Consider the following 18,679-nt stretch of genomic DNA (forward strand, 5'->3'; position numbering starts at 1 on the left):
AATAGCATAGCGTGTGTTAAGTTTTGAACCGTTTATGTAAGTAGTCTATTTCAGACACTCGAAAAATCTGTTTGCAAAATTATACACCCAGTTAAATAATTTAAGCGCGATCCCATAAAACAAAAAGCCCCGGCTGAGCAAACAACCGGGGGCTTCAGAAAGATTAAGTCTTATTTATTCTACCGTTACAGATTTAGCCAGGTTACGAGGCTGATCTACATTGCAACCACGCATTACTGCAATATGGTATGATAATAATTGCAATGGTATAGTAGCCAGCAATGGCACAAATGCTTCTGACACCTGTGGTATTTCAATGACATGCTCTACCATGTTTTTAACAGTAACATCACCTTCGGTAACAATAGCAATTACATTACCGCCGCGGGCACGTACTTCCTGTATATTGCTGATCACTTTTTCGTATGACGAATTTTGCGTAGCAATGAAAACAACCGGCATATCTTCGTCAATCAAAGCAATCGGGCCGTGTTTCATTTCAGCAGCAGGGTAACCTTCGGCGTGGATATAGGAAATCTCCTTTAGCTTAAGTGCGCCTTCAAGTGCAACAGGGAACGAGCTGCCACGACCTAAGAATAGGCAGTTTGATGCGCTTTTATATTCCTCTGAAATGCGCTTGATATGCTCGTTGGTTTTAAGCGTTTCTTCAATCAGTGAAGGAATGGTGTTTAGTTCTGTAAGGTGTTCAATCAACTTGCTTTCTGTAATAGCGCCACGTTGCTGTGCAATATAAAATGCCATTAAAGTAAGCGCTGTTACCTGTGCGGTAAATGCTTTTGTTGACGCTACGCCAATCTCAGGGCCTGCGTGTGTATAAACACCCGCATGGCTGATACGTGGGATAGATGCGCCTACTACGTTACAGATACCAAATATAGTGGCGCCTTTTTCTTTCGCAAGTTCGATAGCCGCCATGGTATCGGCAGTTTCACCCGATTGCGATATAGCAATTACCAGATCTTTTTCTGTGATGATCGGATTGCGGTACCGGAACTCTGAAGCATATTCAACCTCTACCGGTACACGCGCATATTCCTCTATCAGATATTCGCCAACCAGGCCTGCATGCCAGGATGTACCGCAGGCAACAATAATAATGCGGTCAACATTTTTTAGTTTCTCTGTATACTCCTTAACACCGCCTAATTGTACTTTCCCTTGTTCAGGGTAAATACGGCCGCGAAGGCAGTTAAGGATGGAGCGTGGCTGTTCATAGATCTCCTTTAACATAAAGTGATCGTAACCGCCTTTTTCCAGCATCTCTAACTGTAATTCCAGCTTTTGGATATAAGGGGTTTGTACCGTGTTGTCTATCGTTTTTATCAGCAGGTCATCACGGCGGATGTAAGCGATCTCATTATCGTTGAGATAGATTACATTTTTGGTGTATTCAACAATAGGCGTCGCGTCAGAAGCGATAAAGTACTCGCCTTTGCCAACACCTATTACCATCGGGCTGCCTTTACGTGCAGCAATTAACTGATCTGGGTCGTCGGCACTCATAATAACGATCGCGTAAGCTCCAACCACACGGTTTAAAGCCACACGTACAGACTCGTGCAGATCAAGCCCGGTTTCTTTCTGGATGTCTTCAATCAGATGGATAAGTACCTCGGTATCTGTATCGCTGGAGAAAACATGCCCCTTTTCTAACAAGGCCTCTTTTATACTGCTGTAGTTTTCTATAATACCATTGTGTATAATGGTCAGCTTACGGTCGCCCGAGGAGTGCGGGTGCGAGTTTCGGTCGCTTGGTGCGCCGTGTGTTGCCCAGCGGGTATGCCCCATGCCCACGGTGCTTTTTGTGTCAATTCCTGCAATAAAATTTTCCAGGTCGCTTACTTTACCCGCTTTTTTATAAACTTTAAGATTGTTTTCGTTGAATATGGCTACGCCGGCGCTATCATAACCGCGGTACTCCAGCCGGTGTAATCCTTTTATCACAATAGGGTATGCATCGCGATACCCTATGTATCCTACAATTCCGCACATAAATAGATGTATTTAGATTTATCAGAAAAAAAGCTAATATAAAGCCTTTTAACTTTAAAAAGAAAATCCCCCTTTTCCAAGGAGGATTTCTGTTATTTGCTTGATTTTGTGTAGATAATATTGAGCTTCATCCGGTAGGGGTAGTTGGTTGAAGCTTTGTTGGTAACAGCTCCTACTGCTACGGTTCGCCCTTCGGCTTGTGGTGTAGCTGCAATAGTTGCTGTGGTAGCAGTCGGTGAATATGCTATTGGAGCAATGTATGTTCCATAATCAGTTAACTTACCGCGCATCAGGTCAGATATGTAACCTGTAATTACAAAATGATATTCTTTTAAGGTGCTTGAATAATAACCGCCGAATGAGGTCAGGTCGATAAAACGCGGGTCTTGCACAGAACTTCCTGAACCACCAACAGCATCGGGTACTAATACCCTTTGATGTGCTATATCAAACCTGTAAAGTGTAAGCTGGCCCAGTGGATTAAATGGTATACCACTACCCGGCAATGGGGTAATTACCAATTCTGCGCGGTTTAACACAATATCGCTACCGGCATTTGCCAGAAAGTTTTTAAGATAAGGGAAGCTGATTTTTGTACGCGTACCCGCTAAACCATCAAGGTAAACAGTTTCCTGGTTAGTGGTGGTGTTAAGCGCAGTTTGTACAGTTGTGCTGAAAGTATGTTTGATTTCAGCAGCATGATGGCCAAAAGGTAATGATATGACAGTTGTATCAATTGCTGATGTAGTTGTATTGCGATAATAAACATCAACACTGCTCGAGTCGAGCTGAAGGTACATTCTGCCGCCGTTACCAGTTTGGTTTTTATCCAGGGTAATGTATAGTCCTTTTGTGGCTTCCTGAAATAAGTTTACGTTACCTGTAACTGTGCTTGATGCATTAAAAAGATTGGCCTGTATAAATGAAGGGTCAATTTTAACACGGATCTGTGCTGGTACACTTTTAAGTGTATCGGGTTTGCCGCTTACAATATCAGTTATTTTAAAGCGTGTGTTGCTGCGCGCATTAAAAGTAGCCGAGCCTAATAGTGCAGACTGATGCGACCACGCTTTGGTATTATAATAAGTTAAACCGGCATTAGGGCGCTCTGTAAGCTGATAAATATTAGCCTTATATTTTGATGTAAGCGAATCGCCGTAAAACTTATTGGCATAGCGCAATACAACAACAGCCGAGTCGATAGTTACTGTACCGGTAGGTGCAGTGTATGTGGTCGGAAGGTTTAGCGCTGTAGCAATGTTAGCTTCAGACTGTCCAAACACAGGGTCTTTAAAATAAGCAAACGGCGTGTTGCTAATAGATGAGGTAACAACGCTGTCTTCTAAAGCAGTGGTAGTTACTAAGGTAGCTGTATCCACTAAGGTACCGCTGATTTGCTGGGTTGGATCAATAGCCAGGCCAAGCGTATCTTCGTTTTTACAACTATTTAAAAGAAAAAGACTTATTAACAGGGTCAATAAGTCTAATCGGAAAAATTTCATATATAATCTTAAATCTTTAAGCAACGTTTACTAATTCATCATTAGTAATTTCGTCGTAAAAATTGTAATAATTTTCGAAATCTGAAGTAGATTCAAATTCAAGAACCGGTTTTTGGCTCTTTTTAACATTATTTAACACATCAGCGTCGATATTTTCACTCGCTAAAACTACGGCATCACTGTAATGAACAGCACCTGCATACAGGTCAGCTTCGTTACCTGGCTTGTAAAGCTCGGTATGAGATTCGTTCATATCGTTCATCACTGCTTTTTGTGCAAAATCGTCGGCTAATTTTTCTTTAAAGCCGTTTTCGTAAATCGAATAAACGATTTTTGCATTTTTAAAAGTAGGATCGTCTTTGTAGGTGTTTTTAAGATAAGCCGGTACTAAAGAGCTCATCCAGCCGTGGCAATGTACAATATCAGGCGACCAGCCTAATTTTTTCACAGTTTCCAAAGCACCTTTACAGAAGAAAATCATGCGCTCATCATTGTCTGCATAAAACTTCCCATCCTTATCATTAAACACATGCTTACGCTGAAAATACTCTTCATTATCTAAAAAGTATACCTGCATACGCGCCGAGGGTATTGAAGCCACTTTAATGATCAACGGATTATCGTTGTCATTAATTATAATGTTCATACCCGACAAGCGTATAACCTCATGAAGACGGTTCCTGCGTTCATTAATATTTCCAAAACGTGGCATCAGGATGCGGATTTCAAATCCTTTGTCCTGCATTGCTTGTGGCAACTGCCTGGTTATTTCAGAAATTTTGGTGAGTTCGAGGAAAGGCGACATTTCATGAGTTATAAACAGAAGCTTAGATTTACCCATCTCTAATCAGTATTAAAATTTTATCGAAGCCCCAAACAAAAATTTGGGTCTGCAAATATACACATTATGTTAAAAACTATCAATGATTTATGCAACTAAGTTTTGGTTTTTGTAAATCTATTACACAACTTTGCCAACTTTTTAAATAACGGGCTTGAAAATTTTCAACACCAAACAGGCGCTGCAGCAGTACCTATTGCAATGCCGGCAGAACGGTAAAACCATTGGGCTTGTGCCCACTATGGGTGCGCTTCATAACGGACATTTATCGTTGATTAAGCAAGCGCAGCAAAAATGCGACGTTACAGTTTGCAGCATATTTGTAAACCCTACCCAGTTTACAAATGCCGACGACCTTAAAAATTATCCCCGCCCTATTGAAGCTGATATCACTAAACTTGAGTCGGTAAATTGTGATATATTGTTTAATCCGGAAGTAACCGAAATGTATGCCGCTAATGAGCAATGGCATATTGACCTTGGCCAACTGGAGCACCTGCTGGAAGGCAAATTCAGACCGGGGCACTACCAGGGCGTTACACAGGTGGTTTATAAGCTGTTTGATATTGTAAAGCCTGATTATGCATTTTTTGGGCAAAAGGATTATCAGCAATACCTGGTAATTGATAAGATGGTGCAGTTGCTCAACCTGCCGGTTAAATTGGTGATGTGCCCTATAGAACGTGAAGCAGATGGCCTGGCCATGAGCTCGCGCAATATTCATTTGACGGCTGATGACCATGCCCATGCCTTGGTGCTTTCCAAAGCGCTGGCTTATATTAAAGATAATTTTAACGGCAGTAATTTGAGCGAAGTAACCCATAGTGCTGGTGAAATGGTAAGGAATCAACAAGGCGTTACGCTCGAATATCTGGAGATTGCCGATGGCGAAACCTTACAGCCTGCAACTGATGAAAGCGCTCATTTAGTTGCACTTACGGCTGCTCAGGTAGGCAAAACAAGGCTGATAGATAATATGATAATCCGCTGATTGTGGAGTATCGGTTTTACACAATGTTTATAGTACCTTTGCACCCATGATTATTGAGGTTTTAAAGTCAAAAATACATCGCGTTAAAGTAACACAGGCCGAACTAAATTATGTTGGGAGTATTACTATTGACGAAGACCTGATAGAAGCAGCTAATATTATCCCTAACGAAAAGGTGCAGATTGTTAACAACAACAATGGTGCACGCTTTGAAACTTATGTGATAAAAGGCGAGCGCGGCAGCGGTATTGTATGCCTTAATGGTGCAGCAGCGCGCCTTGCACAGGTAGGCGATATAGTGATCATTATCTCTTATGCATCAATGGAAATGGAAGAGGCCCGCAAATACGAGCCAATTTTGGTTTTCCCTGATACAGATAACAAATTGATTAAGTAATTTAGTTGCGCTAACCTTAGCGCAATTATGAAATTTATACTTACTCCTGCCTTATTACTGTTTGTGTGCATTTGTTTTGCACAACAGCCTATTAAAAATCCACACTATAATTTCTTTGTTAAGAACGACGGCAGCATTGTAGAAAATGTTGACAGTGCGGATTATATCCGGTTTGTATTTGAGCCAAACGATGGCTCGAGCATCTATGATGTAGATGAATACTACAAAAAGGGACAACTGCGATTCACTGGTAAAACTTCAAATATTAATCCCTTGCAGCTGGTTGGGCAGGCAACATGGTTTTATGAAAACGGTAACCGAAAAATGGTGGCTGCTTATCTGAGTAATTTTTGGCACGGCGAGTTAACACAGTTTTTTCCTAACGGTAAGCCCTATATCACAAAGAAATTTGTTTTTAAGGATGGTAAAGAAACCCGTACTCCGGACTATAGAAAACTGTCAGATCAGGATTCATTAATCATATCTGCTTATGATACCAGCGGCAAAGCGGTGGTTGAAAATGGTAACGGATATCTTTTAAGGTATAATAGTGCCTTTGACCAGATAATAGAACAAGACACCATTAAAAATGGGAAACTTGATGGTACTGTGAAAGGGAAAGATTTATCTCGTAAAATTAGCTTTACAGAACAATATCAAAATGGAGTATTAGTTTCGGGCACATCTATAGATTCGGCAGGTGTATCAACAAATTATACAAAAAGATTTATCCGGCCAGAATATCCGGGTGGTGTAATGGAAATGGGTAAATTCTTAGGTAGAAATATCAGGTACCCTCAACAAGCACGTTTACTTAAGCAGCATGGTACTGTCTTGCTTAAAATAGTTATTCAGCATAACGGAAAGCTTAAGGATGTTAAGGTGATAAATTCGGTAGTGCCATCAATTGATCAGGAAGCTATTAGGGTGGTGCAGCAAATGCCCGACTGGATACCTGGAACAGCTTACGGAAAGCCGGCCAGTTTCGTTTATACTTTGCCAATCACATTTAAAGTAGAGATGTACTATTAGTTCCCTGCACGATATTATTAGTATAAATTCACAATATAAAAATGCAACAGGTACAAAAGGAAAGCGATGCCAATAAGTTTTGGGTTAAACTGCTAATCGTTTTTAGTTTACTCCCATTGGCTGGGAAATCTTACGCGCAGGAAAAAGACTTTGATTTTCAAAAAAACTTTGTTAAAACCTTTAAATATCCGGACGCGCTAAAACAATCATGTGTTTCCACTTACACAAATATTTTGATTGAAATGGGTGATGGAGGAAAAGTCGTGTCTTTGTCTGTGTCAGACAGTGCTCCTCAATTATTTAAGGACGAGTTTGAAAAAATAAAAGTGTCTTTAAAGTTCGAGTTGCTTAACTCAATATTAAAGGATAATAAAGCGCATTATTATATACTTCCTGTTTTTTATGTTTATCAGTCAGATTACTGTGTAAATAGCTTTGAAGCACCGGGTTATTTATCTGAAAATTACTATTCTTTTGATGGCCATCAGTTAAATAAAGAAGCCTATACTTTAAAGCCCATTATAAACACACTGTATAAGCCGTTACATTAGCATGATCATTACTAATTCCCTGCATCAGCTTTTAAATCCAGCTTTACTTTCAGGTTCACATCAAGGTCGATGGATTTACGCAGTTTGTAAACCATTTTAACGCGTACGTTTGGCTGGCGCACCAGTTCGCTCAGGTTATTAGCGTTGTCGATATCTAAAATTAAAGAGCTGCCCGCATTGTTCCCAATATCATTGCGGCTGGCTATTAATACTTCGCCGCTGCCATCGGGCTTAGCCATATACAGTTTTAGTGATTCGATATTACCGATGTTATAATCAGAAGGGTTTGATGCCTGCATTTTTGCCGAAGCCATGCGTACATTGCCTAAACGGCTGGCATTGTTGCCGTCTTTCTTAAAGTTTTGATCAAAGCTGCTTGCCAGGCTTACCGATGATGCCATGATACCCGCCTTTGCAGTTGTCGGGATGTTTAAAGTTGTGGTATACGGAAAGCTGCTTTTTATTACCTTTTGCACCGTGCCGCAGCCTGCTAAAATTAATCCTAAAACAGCACTGTAAATTAGCTTTTTCATCATTGTACAGAAATTGTGCGCAAGATATTCAAATATCCTATCCCTACGCAAATTGGCGCGTTTCTGTAATGTCAAATTGTGGTTGTAAATGCTGTAAAATACAGGCATTAAAAATTGCTGATATTAAATTAAAAATAAGTCCCTTAGCATACCTATTAATTTCTATCTTTGCATCCCGAACGCTGAAGTCGGTTTATTACTTCCAGCGCATAGTATTAATCAGCCTACAGTCTGTAGTCGAAAGCTCAAAGTCAACAACTTATGGGTTTAAAACACAGGCCACAAGCTATAAGCTAAAGACTCTTTAAAAAGAACTATGCCAAAAGACACCTCCATCAAATCAGTTTTAATTATTGGTTCCGGTCCTATTATTATCGGACAAGCATGCGAGTTTGACTACTCGGGATCACAGGCAGCTTTATCGCTGAAAGAAGAAGGCATCGAGGTGTCTATCATCAACAGCAACCCGGCTACCATCATGACCGATAAAGTTATCGGCGACCATGTTTACCTGCTACCCCTAACCTGCGAAAGTATTGAGCAGATTTTGCAGGAACAGCACATTGACGCTGTACTGCCAACCATGGGTGGCCAAACTGCCTTAAACCTTTGTAAAGAAGCCGAAGAACGCGGCATCTGGCAAAAGTATAATGTTAAGGTAGTAGGTGTTGACGTTGATGCCATTGAAAAGACCGAAAACCGCGAGGCTTTCCGCCAGTTGATGGTCGACATTAATGTAGGCGTTGCCAAATCAAAAATTGCAAATTCATTTTTAGAAGGAAAAGAAGCTGCACAGCTGATCGGCTTTCCGCTGGTTATCCGCCCAAGCTATACCCTGGGTGGTAAAGGTGCAGGTTTCGTACATAAAAAAGAAGATTTCGATGCAGCACTGAGCCGCGGTTTACAAGCATCGCCAACCCACGAGGTTTTGGTTGAGCAAGCGGTATTAGGCTGGAAAGAATACGAGCTGGAGTTATTACGTGACAACAATGATAACGTAATCATCATCTGCTCTATCGAAAACTTTGACCCAATGGGTATCCATACCGGCGACTCGATCACCGTGGCGCCAGCCATGACACTGAGCGACCGTTGCTATCAGGAGATGCGTAACCAGGCTATCCGCATGATGCGAGCCATCGGTAACTTTGCAGGTGGCTGTAACGTGCAGTTTTCGGTTAACCCGGCTGACGAGTCAATCATTGCTATCGAGATTAACCCGCGTGTATCACGTTCATCAGCATTAGCGTCAAAAGCTACAGGTTACCCGATTGCAAAAATTGCCGCTAAACTGGCGATAGGTTACAACCTTGACGAAATAGAAAACCAGATCACCAAAACAACATCGGCTTACTTTGAGCCTACTTTAGATTATGTGATCGTTAAGATCCCTCGCTGGAACTTTGATAAATTTAAAGGCGCCAATAAAGAGCTTGGCCTGCAAATGAAATCTGTAGGTGAGGTAATGGGTATTGGCCGCAGCTTTACCGAAGCTTTACAGAAAGCCTGCCAGAGCCTTGAAATAGGCCGGGCCGGTTTAGGTGCCGATGGCCGCCAGAACCGTAACCTGGACGAGATTATGCAAAGCCTTGAGCATCCAAGTTGGGACAGGTTGTTCCACATTTATGATGCCCTGAGCCTGGGTGTGCCAATTGAGTCGGTGCGTAAAGCAACTAAAATCGACCGCTGGTTCCTGAACCAGATACAAGAGCTGGTAAGCCTGGAAACAGAATTACGCCGTTACTCGGTTAGCAACATCCCTGAAGAATTCTTCTTTACTTTAAAGCAGAAAGGTTTCTCTGACGTACAGATCGCCTGGATTTTAGGCGGTAACACTACCGAAGAGGATGTATACAAACGCCGTAAAGAATTAAATATCAACCGCGTTTACAAAATGGTTGATACCTGCGCAGCAGAGTTCCAGGCACAAACGCCTTACTATTACTCAACTTACGAAGGTGAGAATGAGTCTATAGTTAGCGATAAGAAAAAGATCCTGGTATTAGGATCAGGGCCTAACCGTATCGGCCAGGGTATCGAGTTTGACTATAGCTGTGTACACGGCCTATTAGCTGCCAAAGAAGCTGGTTACGAAGCGATCATGGTTAACTGTAACCCTGAAACCGTATCGACCGACTTTAACATGGCCGATAAGTTATACTTCGAGCCAATCTTCTGGGAACATGTACGTGAGATTATCGAACTTGAAAAACCTGAAGGTGTTATCGTTCAATTAGGTGGCCAGACTGCCCTTAAAATGGCAGAAAAGCTGCATGAGCATGGCATTAAGATCATCGGAACTTCGTTCGATAGCATGGATATTGCCGAAGACCGTGGCCGTTTCTCTGACTTGCTAAAAGACTTAGGCATCCCTTACCCTAAATATGGTGTTGCCGAAAGTGCTGAAGAAGCAATTGAAGTAGCACACGAAGTTGGTTACCCGGTGCTTGTTCGCCCAAGTTATGTATTAGGCGGACAGGGCATGAGCATTGTAATCAACGATGAAGACCTGGAGAAAGCCGTAGTTAACCTGCTACGTAACCTTCCGGGAAACCGTGTACTGATTGACCACTTCCTTGACCGTGCTGCAGAGGCCGAGTCTGACTCGATCTGTGACGGTGAGGATGTACATATCATCGGTATGATGGAGCACATTGAACCTGCGGGTATCCACTCCGGCGACTCGTCTGCTGTATTACCTCCGTTCGACCTGAGCGAAAGCGTGATTCAGCAAATGGAAGAATACACCATTAAACTGGCTAAGGCATTAAATGTACGCGGCTTGTTAAACATACAATTCGCTATCAAAAATGATAAGGTGTATGTAATTGAGGCTAACCCTCGTGCATCGCGTACGGTGCCTTTCATCGCCAAAGCATACGATGTGCCTTATATAAACATTGCTGCAAAAGTAATGATGGGTGTTAACAAGCTTAAAGACTTCACAATCGAACGTAAATTGAAGGGTTATGCCATTAAAGAACCGGTGTTCTCTTTTGATAAGTTCCCTGAGGTAAATAAAGAGCTTGGCCCAGAAATGAAATCAACAGGTGAAGCTATCCGCTTTATTCCTGATCTGCACGACCCATACTTTGTTAAATTATACAAAGAAAAATCAATGTACTTGAGCAAGTAAGTTCAACGTATAAATTAAATAAGAAATGCCCGGTTTTTGCCGGGCATTTTTGTTATCCAAATAATAAGCCGAATACCTCTTCGATATTGGCTACCGGCACAATTTCAATACTAAAACGAGAAAGGTCGATCTGCCTTTTATCGTTCTTAGCCGATGGCAGGTTATATTTGGAGATAAAGATCTTTTCGAAGCCAAGTTTTTGGGCTTCGGCAATACGCTGCTCTACCCGGTTAACGGCACGTACCTCGCCGGATAAACCTAATTCGCCCGCAAAGCAGGTTTTAACAGGTATAGGCATATCCTCATGCGATGATATAATGGCAGCGGCCAATCCTAAGTCAATAGCCGGGTCTTCTACACGTATACCGCCCGTAATGTTCAGAAAAACGTCTTTAGCGCCAAGCTTAAAGCCACAGCGTTTCTCTAACACAGCCAGTAGCATATTCATGCGTTTAGTGTCAAAACCGGTTGCCGAACGTTGAGGCGTACCATATGGTGATGGGCTTACCAGCGCTTGTGTTTCTATCAGCATAGGGCGCATACCTTCCAGCGTGGCCGATATGGTAATGCCGCTCAATGGTTCGTCGCGCTGTGATAGTAAGATCTCTGACGGATTAGATACCTCGCGCAGGCCAGCGCCGAGCATTTCATAAATGCCCAGTTCTGCTGCGGAACCAAAGCGGTTTTTAATAGCCCTTATAATGCGGTATACGTGGTGCCTGTCGCCTTCAAACTGCAAAACAGTATCAACCATGTGCTCCAGTATCTTAGGCCCTGCAATCATGCCGTCTTTAGTAATATGGCCTATCAGGATTACAGGTGTTCCGCTCTCTTTGGCAAAGCGTAAAAGCTCGGCAGTACATTCGCGCACCTGCGATACGCTACCCGGAGTTGATTCGATATGCGACGAGTAAAGCGTCTGTATCGAGTCGATAACCACCAGCTCCGGTTCCAGCTGTTCTATCTGTTTAAAGATGTTTTGCGTTGAAGTTTCGGTAAGGATGAAGCAGCCAGCCCCCCTTCCCCCTGAAGGGGGAATTGTAACACTTACAGGAGCTTCCCCTTTAGGGGATTGAGGGGTTAAGCGCTCCGCGCGCATTTTAATCTGCTTCTCGCTTTCTTCTCCCGATACATAAAGCACGCGCAGGTTAGGCATATTAAGTGCCAGTTGAAGCATCAGCGTTGATTTACCAATACCAGGCTCCCCGCCGATAAGTATCAATGAACCATCAACAATACCACCACCTAACACACGGTTAAATTCCTGGTCGGGTGTAATGTAACGGTGCTCTTCCTCAACTTTAATGTTAGCTACTTCAATGGCTTTGTTAGCCCGTTGCAGCGTAGATGAACTTCCGCTGCCGCCAGTGTTTTTCCAGTCGGGAATGGCAGCATTGGGTTTCTCTATAATTTCTTCTACAAAGGTGTTCCATTGCATGCACGATGGGCATTTACCCAGCCACTTGGGCGACTCGTATCCGCAGCTCTGGCAGAAATATGTTGTTTTGGTTTTAGCCACAATGTTTGATTTATTGATTTGACAATTTGATTGTCAGCGATTGTAAAGATAAGTATTTGCTAACAATATTAGCAGACAGATTGTAATCTGATTTATTTAAAAGCCTCATACCTGCCCCGGTAGATAACCAGCAGATTCTCGAGTTGCCTGTTAGAAATAGCAAGAGATGCGATCTCAAAATCAGTTGTTCCTCCCCAATAATCGTAATGCAGAAACGTCCTGCGATTGCCTTTAACCGAATTGCCATACCTGATTGATTCATTTCTGATGGTATCCCAGCTATGGAAGCCGTTGGTTATGGTTGCAATGCCTTTATTGTTGATGATGATTTGTGGCTTATTTGCTATCAGATCCCGTATAAGCTGATAGATAAATACGGAGCCATAAACAGTTAACGCTATACCAATTACAAAACTTATCCATGGTGATTTCTGGACATGGAAGCTCAGGTAAATGGCTCCTACACCCAGCACACAGGGTATTAAACATGCGATTACACTAAAAGCGGTTTTGTAGGGAGATATGCGGATCACCGTTTCTAAAGGAATGCGATCATCATCGGTAAATAGTGGCTTCTGCCTGAGCTTATATTGCAAAGCTGCCCAACGCTCATCTTCGTCAGCCGAACGGATCTGTAATCGGTTTAAAAAGGTGCCATTGTCTGCATACAGTGCAGCCCTCATAGCCTGGCGTTTAAGTTCATGCACATCGGCCACTTGATCAAAAGCCCATAACTTCCATTTCGTTGTCCGCTTGCTCCAAAACCAGAATGGAAGCCATATCATTGGAAAAAAGGCAACAATCCAAACCGCGCCGGATATAGTCAGTAACTTAATACTATCCGGCGGCGAGTTAATCCACATCTCAAAATATATCCAACCTGAAAAAAGCCAATGGAAAGCGCCTAAAACAAGTAATATACGGGGCAAAAGCAACATGCGGCGTCCGCGTTTAATGGCTTCATTTATAGAAATACTTGTATCGGCTTGCATAAAGTCAACTTAAAATTGGTAACTGGTATGCAACAGAAATGTTTTACAAGTAATCCTTATCCAAACACAGCCACTATTGATCTGATGATCGTTTGATACAGCAGGTCGCTCAAGGTTTCATATTTTGTTTGATCTTCAGGTTTGCTGAACCCCAGATCATTCCATGATCCCATACCGCCAAATACCCACGCCTTTGCACTGCTGAAGAAAACCTGGCGGGCTTGTAAACTGTAATTTTTATTGATGATAATATCTGTATGATAAAAATCCTTTTCAGGCTCCCCGGCATTTAATGCATCATAAGCCTTCGTAAACCAATCGCCCCAGTTGGTTAATTCATTCTTGTAAGCAAATTCAGCAATATCAGATAGTACCTTTTTAAGTGTTTGTTGTATTTCGGCTACATCATCCTTAATATCACCTGTTGACTCTGCCGTAAACCTGTTCAGGTAATTAACAGTCCATATTTTTCTGTCGCTTGCATTTTGATTGGTGACCTGCCAGTCTGACTCCCAAAAGGTGGAAGAATTATTTGAGTTAATGGCTTCAATAAACCACTTCCCGCCTCCGCCAACAAAGCCTGCAAGTTTATAATCTTTGGCAAAAGATTGATCGTCTGATGGCTTATAAACCAGTTTCAGTTTTTTGAAGCCATCCTGTTTCAGGTTTTCAAACCATTTAACCGGATCGCCGGCTACAACTCCAGGCTCCACAGACTTTTTGAAAAAGGATTTTTTCAGGACCGTATCCCAAAATTGTACTCGATTACAGAACTGAAAAGTTGAGTTTGTATCGTAAAAATCGCTGGCCAGGTTATCATTTACCAGGTACTCATTGCCGTAAGATACAATGGCTATGAGCTGTGCTAAAGTTCCGTTCATGTTTTTGATAGGTTTTGCTGGCGAAAGTTACCACTAAAGTAGCTAAACAAAAAAAGGCTCCCTTTTCAGGAAGCCTTAGAAATTATTTTGCAAAATGTTGTTAAACAAGTTGCCTTTAAAGCTTGATCTCTTCGTCTTTTTCTGAGAAGAAATGAAACTCTGTAATTTGATAGGATGGGTTACTTTTAACCTTTATCCACTGGCCATATTTAAAATACCATTTAAACTGGCGTGTTACTATTCCTTTTTTAATGTACGCCTCAATGTAAGGGTGTACACACAGGGTAATGTTCTTTTCGTTTTGCTCAACTAATATATAATTGAAATTATTTTCAATATCATCGAGCAATAAGATACTTGGCCTGATCACACCTGTACCATGACAGGTAGGGCAAACTTCGCTGGTTACAATGTTCATCTCGGGGCGTACACGCTGACGGGTGATCTGCACCAGGCCAAATTTGCTTGGCGGCAGTATCGTATGCTTGGCCCTGTCATGTGCCATCTCTTCCCTGAGATAATCAAAAAGCTCTTTACGATTGGCCGGTTTGTGCATATCTATAAAGTCGATAACCACAATGCCACCCATATCGCGCAGCCTTAACTGGCGTGCTATTTCGCGTGCTGCCTCTTTATTAACCTGCAGTGCGTTCTCTTCCTGGTTCTCTTTGTTGGCAGTACGGTTACCGCTGTTCACGTCAACAACGTGCAGGGCTTCTGTATGCTCAATAACCAGGTAAGCGCCGCCCGCAAGATTAACTGTTTTTCCAAATGCCGATTTGATCTGCTTTTCTACGCCGTGATGTTCAAATATCGGTTCGCGATGCTTATGCAGGCGAACGATATTTTCCAGGTCGGGCGAAATCTCATGCACATATGATTTTACTTCTTCATATATCGAAGAATCATTCACATAAATGTGCTGAAAGTCGGGGTTTAAAATATCGCGCAGCAGTGTTGATGTGCGGTCAATCTCACCCAGTACTTTTTTCGAAGGCTCTGTGGCCGGCAGGCGGGTAACAAATGTTTCCCACTTGGCTATCAGGTCCAACAGGTCCTTTTGCAGTTCAGTTACACCTTTATCCTCAGATACGGTACGGATGATAACACCAAAGTGCTGTGGCTTAATGCCTTCAACTATTTTACGCAGTCGGGTACGTTCTGTATTGCTTTTTATCTTTTTAGAGATAGAAATAGCTTCAGAGAACGGTACCAGCACTACATAGCGCCCTGCAATTGACAGGTCTGAGCTTAAGCGCGGCCCCTTTGTTGAAATGGGTTCTTTGGCAATCTGTACCGGTATCAGCTGATTTTTTGCCAGCACCTCAGAAATTTTTCCTGATTTGCTGATATCAGCCTCGGGTTTAAAAATGTCGAGCAGTTTAGATTGGTAGCTTCCACCGCGTACCTGCTTGGTTAATTTAAGCAGGCTTTGTACTTGCGGCCCCAGGTCAAGGTAATGCAAAAAAGCATCCTTCTCGTAACCAACATCCACAAAGGCAGCATTTAAGCCGGGCATAATTTTTTTAATACGCCCTAAATAAATGTCTCCAACAGTATAATTGTTGGTAACCTGCTCTTTATGAAGTTCTACAAGTTGTTTATCCTGTAATAAAGCAATAGTAGCCCCGTTTGGGGATGAATCGATAATTAATTCTTTTACCAACTGCTACTCCATTTCTTAAATGCGGCACCGTTGTGCCGCAACAAGTAAAACAAAAACAAAAAAAGTTTACCTGCCTACCAGGCAGGTAATTCAGCTATGTAAGCTTATTTCTTTTTATGTCTGTTTTTTCTTAAACGTTTTTTGCGTTTGTGAGTAGCCATTTTATGGCGCTTACGTTTTTTACCGCTTGGCATAATTTAATTTTTTAAATGTGTTAATTAATCTTGTAATTCTTTTATAAACTGATCGATGCGCTCGCCGAAGGCCGGGTCGGGCATCATTTCTTTGCACTTTTTATAAGCTGCTATAGCTTCTTTTTTCATGCCTAACTGCTTATAGCTTTCGGCAAGATAAAAGTAAGCCTCAACATCGGGTTTTTGTGCAATGATGGATTTAAACCTTGCTACCGCCTTATCATACTGGCCAGATTTCATGGCGAACTGGCCTAAGTTAAGGTTGGCGCTGTGGTTGTTGGGGTCTTGCTTAACCACATCAAGCAATAAACCGATACCTTGCATTGGGCTTGGGGCGCCGCCGTTTACGTAGGCAACACCTAAACCTGTTTTAGCATCAAGGTTAGTAGGTTTAAGTTTAGTGGCATGTTCAAAGGCTTCAACAGCATTGGCTATGTAAGCCGGCTGCACGTTGGTATCCTGTGTAAATTTGTAAGCATCATTAAACCTGTTACCGGCGTTAAGCCAGTCTTCAAATTTATTATCGTGGCGTGCAAGATCAAGGTAATAAAATGCGGCAGGGGCTGGTTGGTTAACATCGTCCCATTGCTGGGCCAGCTTTCTTTTAACATCAAACTTAGCTTCGCCCTCGGGCGTTTTGCTCAATTGATCTTCAAGGCTTGCTATCTTGGTGGTAAGCGACGGTGCAATTACTGCTTTGGCGCTTGCGGATACAGCCTCTACAGAAACCTGTTTAACCGGGCAGCTGGGTCTGCCGGCAACAACGCCATTGCTATGGCCCGATTCGTTATCTTTAGGTTTAAGGCCCTTTGGCGGCAAAGTATACAAATAGCCCATTAGGGCAACAATTGCACCGGCAGCGACTATTTGTTTTACCTTCATCTCTTTATTGCTACGAAAAATTATTTGCTTTTAGTTTTGTTACCGCTTTTTACTTTTTCAACAAAAGTTTTAGCCGGCTTAAAGCTTGGCACAAAGTGCTCTGGTATAATGATGGCAGTGTTTTTTGAAATGTTACGTGCTGTTTTCTTAGCGCGTTTTTTAACTACGAAGCTTCCGAACCCTCTTACATATACATTTTCGCCGCCCACCATAGAGGTTTTTACCACTTTGAAAAATGCCTCAACAGTTTCCTGAACGTCTACTTTCTCAATGCCTGTTTTTGTTGAGATCTCAGCTATAATCTCTGCCTTGGTCATACCTTATTTTCCTTTAATTATATGTAACTACTTAATTGTTTTGGGGTTGCAAAAGTATGGATATATCGCGAAACATCGAAATAAAACCATGTATTTTTTTACCGCCCGCTTTTATACAACGGTATAAGCGTTAATATGACAATACATTAACTTTGCATTACATGAATTTTTCTGACCAAATTATAAACTGGTATAACCAAAATAAACGTGACCTGCCATGGCGTAATACTACTGATGCTTACACCATTTGGCTGTCTGAAATAATACTGCAGCAAACCCGTGTTGAGCAGGGTATGCCCTACTTTTATAGGTTTCTGGAAAACTACCCTGCTGTTGCTGATTTTGCAGCTGCGGATGAAGATGATATCCTGCGTTTATGGCAGGGCCTGGGTTATTATTCGCGCGGGCGTAATATGCTTGCCACCGCCAGGCTGGTTAATGAAAAGTACCAGGGCCGCTTCCCCAATAAGTATGAGGACCTAATCCGGTTAAAAGGCATAGGCGAATATACTGCTGCTGCCATATCATCATTTGCCGCTAACGAGGCCAGAGCGGTGGTTGATGGTAATGTATACCGTGTACTGGCTCGGTACTTTGGCATTGATGAGCCGATTAATTCGACCAAAGGGAAAAAGCTGTTTCAGGAAACGGCCGACAAATTACTTAACCAGCAGCATGCAGGGCTACATAACCAGGCTATGATGGAATTAGGGGCCATGATTTGCAAACCTAAAAATCCCGCCTGCGGGATTTGTCCGGTTCGTGAAGGTTGCCATGCTTTTTTGCATAATGCTACTGCACAACTGCCCGTTAAGCTGAAAAAATTAAAGGTGCGCGAGCGTTACCTCAACTACTTTTTATATACCGATGGTGAGCAAATACTGATTAATAAGCGCGGTACGGGAGATATCTGGACAAATTTACATGATTTACCATCTGTTGAAACCTTGGAATATCTTGAACCGTATGAAGTGTTGAAACAACCAGAAAGTGTAAGGTATTTTGGTAATAGCCCGGTATTGCTTCAGGTAGCTGGCCCAATTAAGCATGTACTAACTCATCAGCGATTAACAGTTAATTTTATCGTTTTAAAGGATAATCCTATTAGTTTAAAGAAAGAGTGGTTTTTCATAGAAGTAGAAAATTTAAAAAATTTAGGTATGCCTCAAATCATTTTTATATTTTTAACTAATTTTTTTAAATTCAAAAATAATTTCCCTGTACACGATTAA

At 42.1% G+C, this 18,679-nt stretch carries 16 protein-coding genes; 6 read left to right on the top strand and 10 right to left on the bottom strand.

Annotated elements, in window-relative coordinates; translation table 11 throughout:
• Window positions 1-174: 174 nt before the first annotated feature.
• From glmS to PQ461_RS00590, 3 genes are all read right to left on the bottom strand, one after another.
• The gene (glmS, locus tag PQ461_RS00580) at window positions 175-2,013 is read right to left on the bottom strand and encodes a glutamine--fructose-6-phosphate transaminase (isomerizing) (RefSeq protein ID WP_274207672.1); all 1,839 of its coding nucleotides are present in this window, start codon (window positions 2,011-2,013) and stop codon (window positions 175-177) included.
• 92 nt (window positions 2,014-2,105) lie between these two features.
• Complete coding sequence (locus tag PQ461_RS00585) at window positions 2,106-3,515, bottom strand: DUF4270 family protein (RefSeq protein ID WP_274207673.1); 1,410 nt, start codon at window positions 3,513-3,515, stop codon at window positions 2,106-2,108.
• A 16-nt stretch (window positions 3,516-3,531) separates the two neighbouring features.
• Window positions 3,532-4,356 (bottom strand): glycogen/starch synthase, encoded by an 825-nt coding sequence (locus PQ461_RS00590; RefSeq protein ID WP_274207674.1) that lies wholly within the window; start codon window positions 4,354-4,356, stop codon window positions 3,532-3,534.
• A gap of 154 nt (window positions 4,357-4,510) precedes the next feature.
• On the opposite strand from PQ461_RS00590, the gene panC reads away from it, so the two are divergent.
• Genes panC through PQ461_RS00610 form a run of 4 tightly spaced genes read left to right on the top strand, consistent with a single transcriptional unit; the run spans window position 4,511 to window position 7,327 of the window.
• Window positions 4,511-5,347: a pantoate--beta-alanine ligase gene (gene panC / locus PQ461_RS00595; RefSeq protein ID WP_274207675.1), complete on the top strand. Its 837-nt coding sequence runs from the start codon at window positions 4,511-4,513 to the stop codon at window positions 5,345-5,347.
• Window positions 5,348-5,393: 46 nt separating this feature from the next.
• Window positions 5,394-5,744 carry an aspartate 1-decarboxylase gene (gene panD, locus PQ461_RS00600; protein ID WP_274207676.1) on the top strand — a complete coding sequence of 117 codons (351 nt, stop codon included), beginning with the start codon at window positions 5,394-5,396 and terminating at the stop codon, window positions 5,742-5,744.
• 27 nt (window positions 5,745-5,771) lie between these two features.
• On the top strand, window positions 5,772-6,776 hold the full coding sequence (locus PQ461_RS00605; protein WP_274207677.1) for an energy transducer TonB: 1,005 nt from the start codon (window positions 5,772-5,774) through the stop codon (window positions 6,774-6,776).
• A 41-nt stretch (window positions 6,777-6,817) separates the two neighbouring features.
• Window positions 6,818-7,327 carry a hypothetical protein gene (locus PQ461_RS00610; RefSeq protein WP_274207678.1) on the top strand — a complete coding sequence of 170 codons (510 nt, stop codon included), beginning with the start codon at window positions 6,818-6,820 and terminating at the stop codon, window positions 7,325-7,327.
• Between the two features lie 11 nt (window positions 7,328-7,338).
• Here PQ461_RS00610 and PQ461_RS00615 read toward each other — a convergent pair whose 3' ends face one another.
• Window positions 7,339-7,863: a hypothetical protein gene (locus PQ461_RS00615; RefSeq protein WP_274207679.1), complete on the bottom strand. Its 525-nt coding sequence runs from the start codon at window positions 7,861-7,863 to the stop codon at window positions 7,339-7,341.
• Between the two features lie 313 nt (window positions 7,864-8,176).
• Between PQ461_RS00615 and carB the strand changes: the two genes are divergently transcribed.
• A complete protein-coding gene (gene carB / locus PQ461_RS00620; protein ID WP_274207680.1) occupies window positions 8,177-10,996 on the top strand; it encodes a carbamoyl-phosphate synthase large subunit in 2,820 nt (939 codons plus the stop codon).
• Between the two features lie 52 nt (window positions 10,997-11,048).
• On the opposite strand, the gene radA is transcribed toward carB, so the two are convergent.
• The 6 genes from radA to PQ461_RS00655 all read right to left on the bottom strand — a co-directional run bounded on the left by radA (window position 11,049) and on the right by PQ461_RS00655 (window position 17,447).
• Entirely contained in the window at window positions 11,049-12,515 is a 1,467-nt protein-coding gene (gene radA / locus PQ461_RS00625; protein WP_274207681.1) for a DNA repair protein RadA, read from the bottom strand.
• Between the two features lie 92 nt (window positions 12,516-12,607).
• Window positions 12,608-13,507, bottom strand: a complete 900-nt coding sequence (locus PQ461_RS00630; RefSeq protein ID WP_274207682.1) for a hypothetical protein — start codon at window positions 13,505-13,507, stop codon at window positions 12,608-12,610.
• Between the two features lie 56 nt (window positions 13,508-13,563).
• Window positions 13,564-14,388 carry a hypothetical protein gene (locus PQ461_RS00635; RefSeq protein ID WP_274207683.1) on the bottom strand — a complete coding sequence of 275 codons (825 nt, stop codon included), beginning with the start codon at window positions 14,386-14,388 and terminating at the stop codon, window positions 13,564-13,566.
• Window positions 14,389-14,503: 115 nt separating this feature from the next.
• Entirely contained in the window at window positions 14,504-16,054 is a 1,551-nt protein-coding gene (locus PQ461_RS00640; RefSeq protein ID WP_274207684.1) for an Rne/Rng family ribonuclease, read from the bottom strand.
• A gap of 218 nt (window positions 16,055-16,272) precedes the next feature.
• Window positions 16,273-17,130, bottom strand: a complete 858-nt coding sequence (locus PQ461_RS00650) for a tetratricopeptide repeat protein (RefSeq protein WP_274207685.1) — start codon at window positions 17,128-17,130, stop codon at window positions 16,273-16,275.
• Window positions 17,131-17,150: 20 nt separating this feature from the next.
• A complete protein-coding gene (locus tag PQ461_RS00655; RefSeq protein WP_274207686.1) occupies window positions 17,151-17,447 on the bottom strand; it encodes an HU family DNA-binding protein in 297 nt (98 codons plus the stop codon).
• A 161-nt stretch (window positions 17,448-17,608) separates the two neighbouring features.
• Between PQ461_RS00655 and mutY the strand changes: the two genes are divergently transcribed.
• Window positions 17,609-18,679 carry an A/G-specific adenine glycosylase gene (gene mutY, locus PQ461_RS00660; RefSeq protein ID WP_274207687.1) on the top strand — a complete coding sequence of 357 codons (1,071 nt, stop codon included), beginning with the start codon at window positions 17,609-17,611 and terminating at the stop codon, window positions 18,677-18,679.

The organism is Mucilaginibacter sp. KACC 22063 (assembly GCF_028736115.1).
In the GTDB taxonomy this organism is placed as follows: Bacteria; Bacteroidota; Bacteroidia; order Sphingobacteriales; family Sphingobacteriaceae; genus Mucilaginibacter.

Excerpts from the sequence above, each read along its gene's own strand:
- glmS (WP_274207672.1), bottom strand. The coding sequence starts at position 2,013 with ATGTGCGGAATTGTAGGATACATAGGGTATCGCGATGCATACCCTATT.
- PQ461_RS00585 (WP_274207673.1), bottom strand. The coding sequence starts at position 3,515 with ATGAAATTTTTCCGATTAGACTTATTGACCCTGTTAATAAGTCTTTTT.
- PQ461_RS00590 (WP_274207674.1), bottom strand. The coding sequence starts at position 4,356 with ATGGGTAAATCTAAGCTTCTGTTTATAACTCATGAAATGTCGCCTTTC.
- panD (WP_274207676.1), top strand. The coding sequence starts at position 5,394 with ATGATTATTGAGGTTTTAAAGTCAAAAATACATCGCGTTAAAGTAACA.
- PQ461_RS00605 (WP_274207677.1), top strand. The coding sequence starts at position 5,772 with ATGAAATTTATACTTACTCCTGCCTTATTACTGTTTGTGTGCATTTGT.
- PQ461_RS00610 (WP_274207678.1), top strand. The coding sequence starts at position 6,818 with ATGCAACAGGTACAAAAGGAAAGCGATGCCAATAAGTTTTGGGTTAAA.
- PQ461_RS00615 (WP_274207679.1), bottom strand. The coding sequence starts at position 7,863 with ATGATGAAAAAGCTAATTTACAGTGCTGTTTTAGGATTAATTTTAGCA.
- carB (WP_274207680.1), top strand. The coding sequence starts at position 8,177 with ATGCCAAAAGACACCTCCATCAAATCAGTTTTAATTATTGGTTCCGGT.
- PQ461_RS00630 (WP_274207682.1), bottom strand. The coding sequence starts at position 13,507 with ATGCAAGCCGATACAAGTATTTCTATAAATGAAGCCATTAAACGCGGA.
- PQ461_RS00635 (WP_274207683.1), bottom strand. The coding sequence starts at position 14,388 with ATGAACGGAACTTTAGCACAGCTCATAGCCATTGTATCTTACGGCAAT.
- PQ461_RS00650 (WP_274207685.1), bottom strand. The coding sequence starts at position 17,130 with ATGAAGGTAAAACAAATAGTCGCTGCCGGTGCAATTGTTGCCCTAATG.
- PQ461_RS00655 (WP_274207686.1), bottom strand. The coding sequence starts at position 17,447 with ATGACCAAGGCAGAGATTATAGCTGAGATCTCAACAAAAACAGGCATT.
- mutY (WP_274207687.1), top strand. The coding sequence starts at position 17,609 with ATGAATTTTTCTGACCAAATTATAAACTGGTATAACCAAAATAAACGT.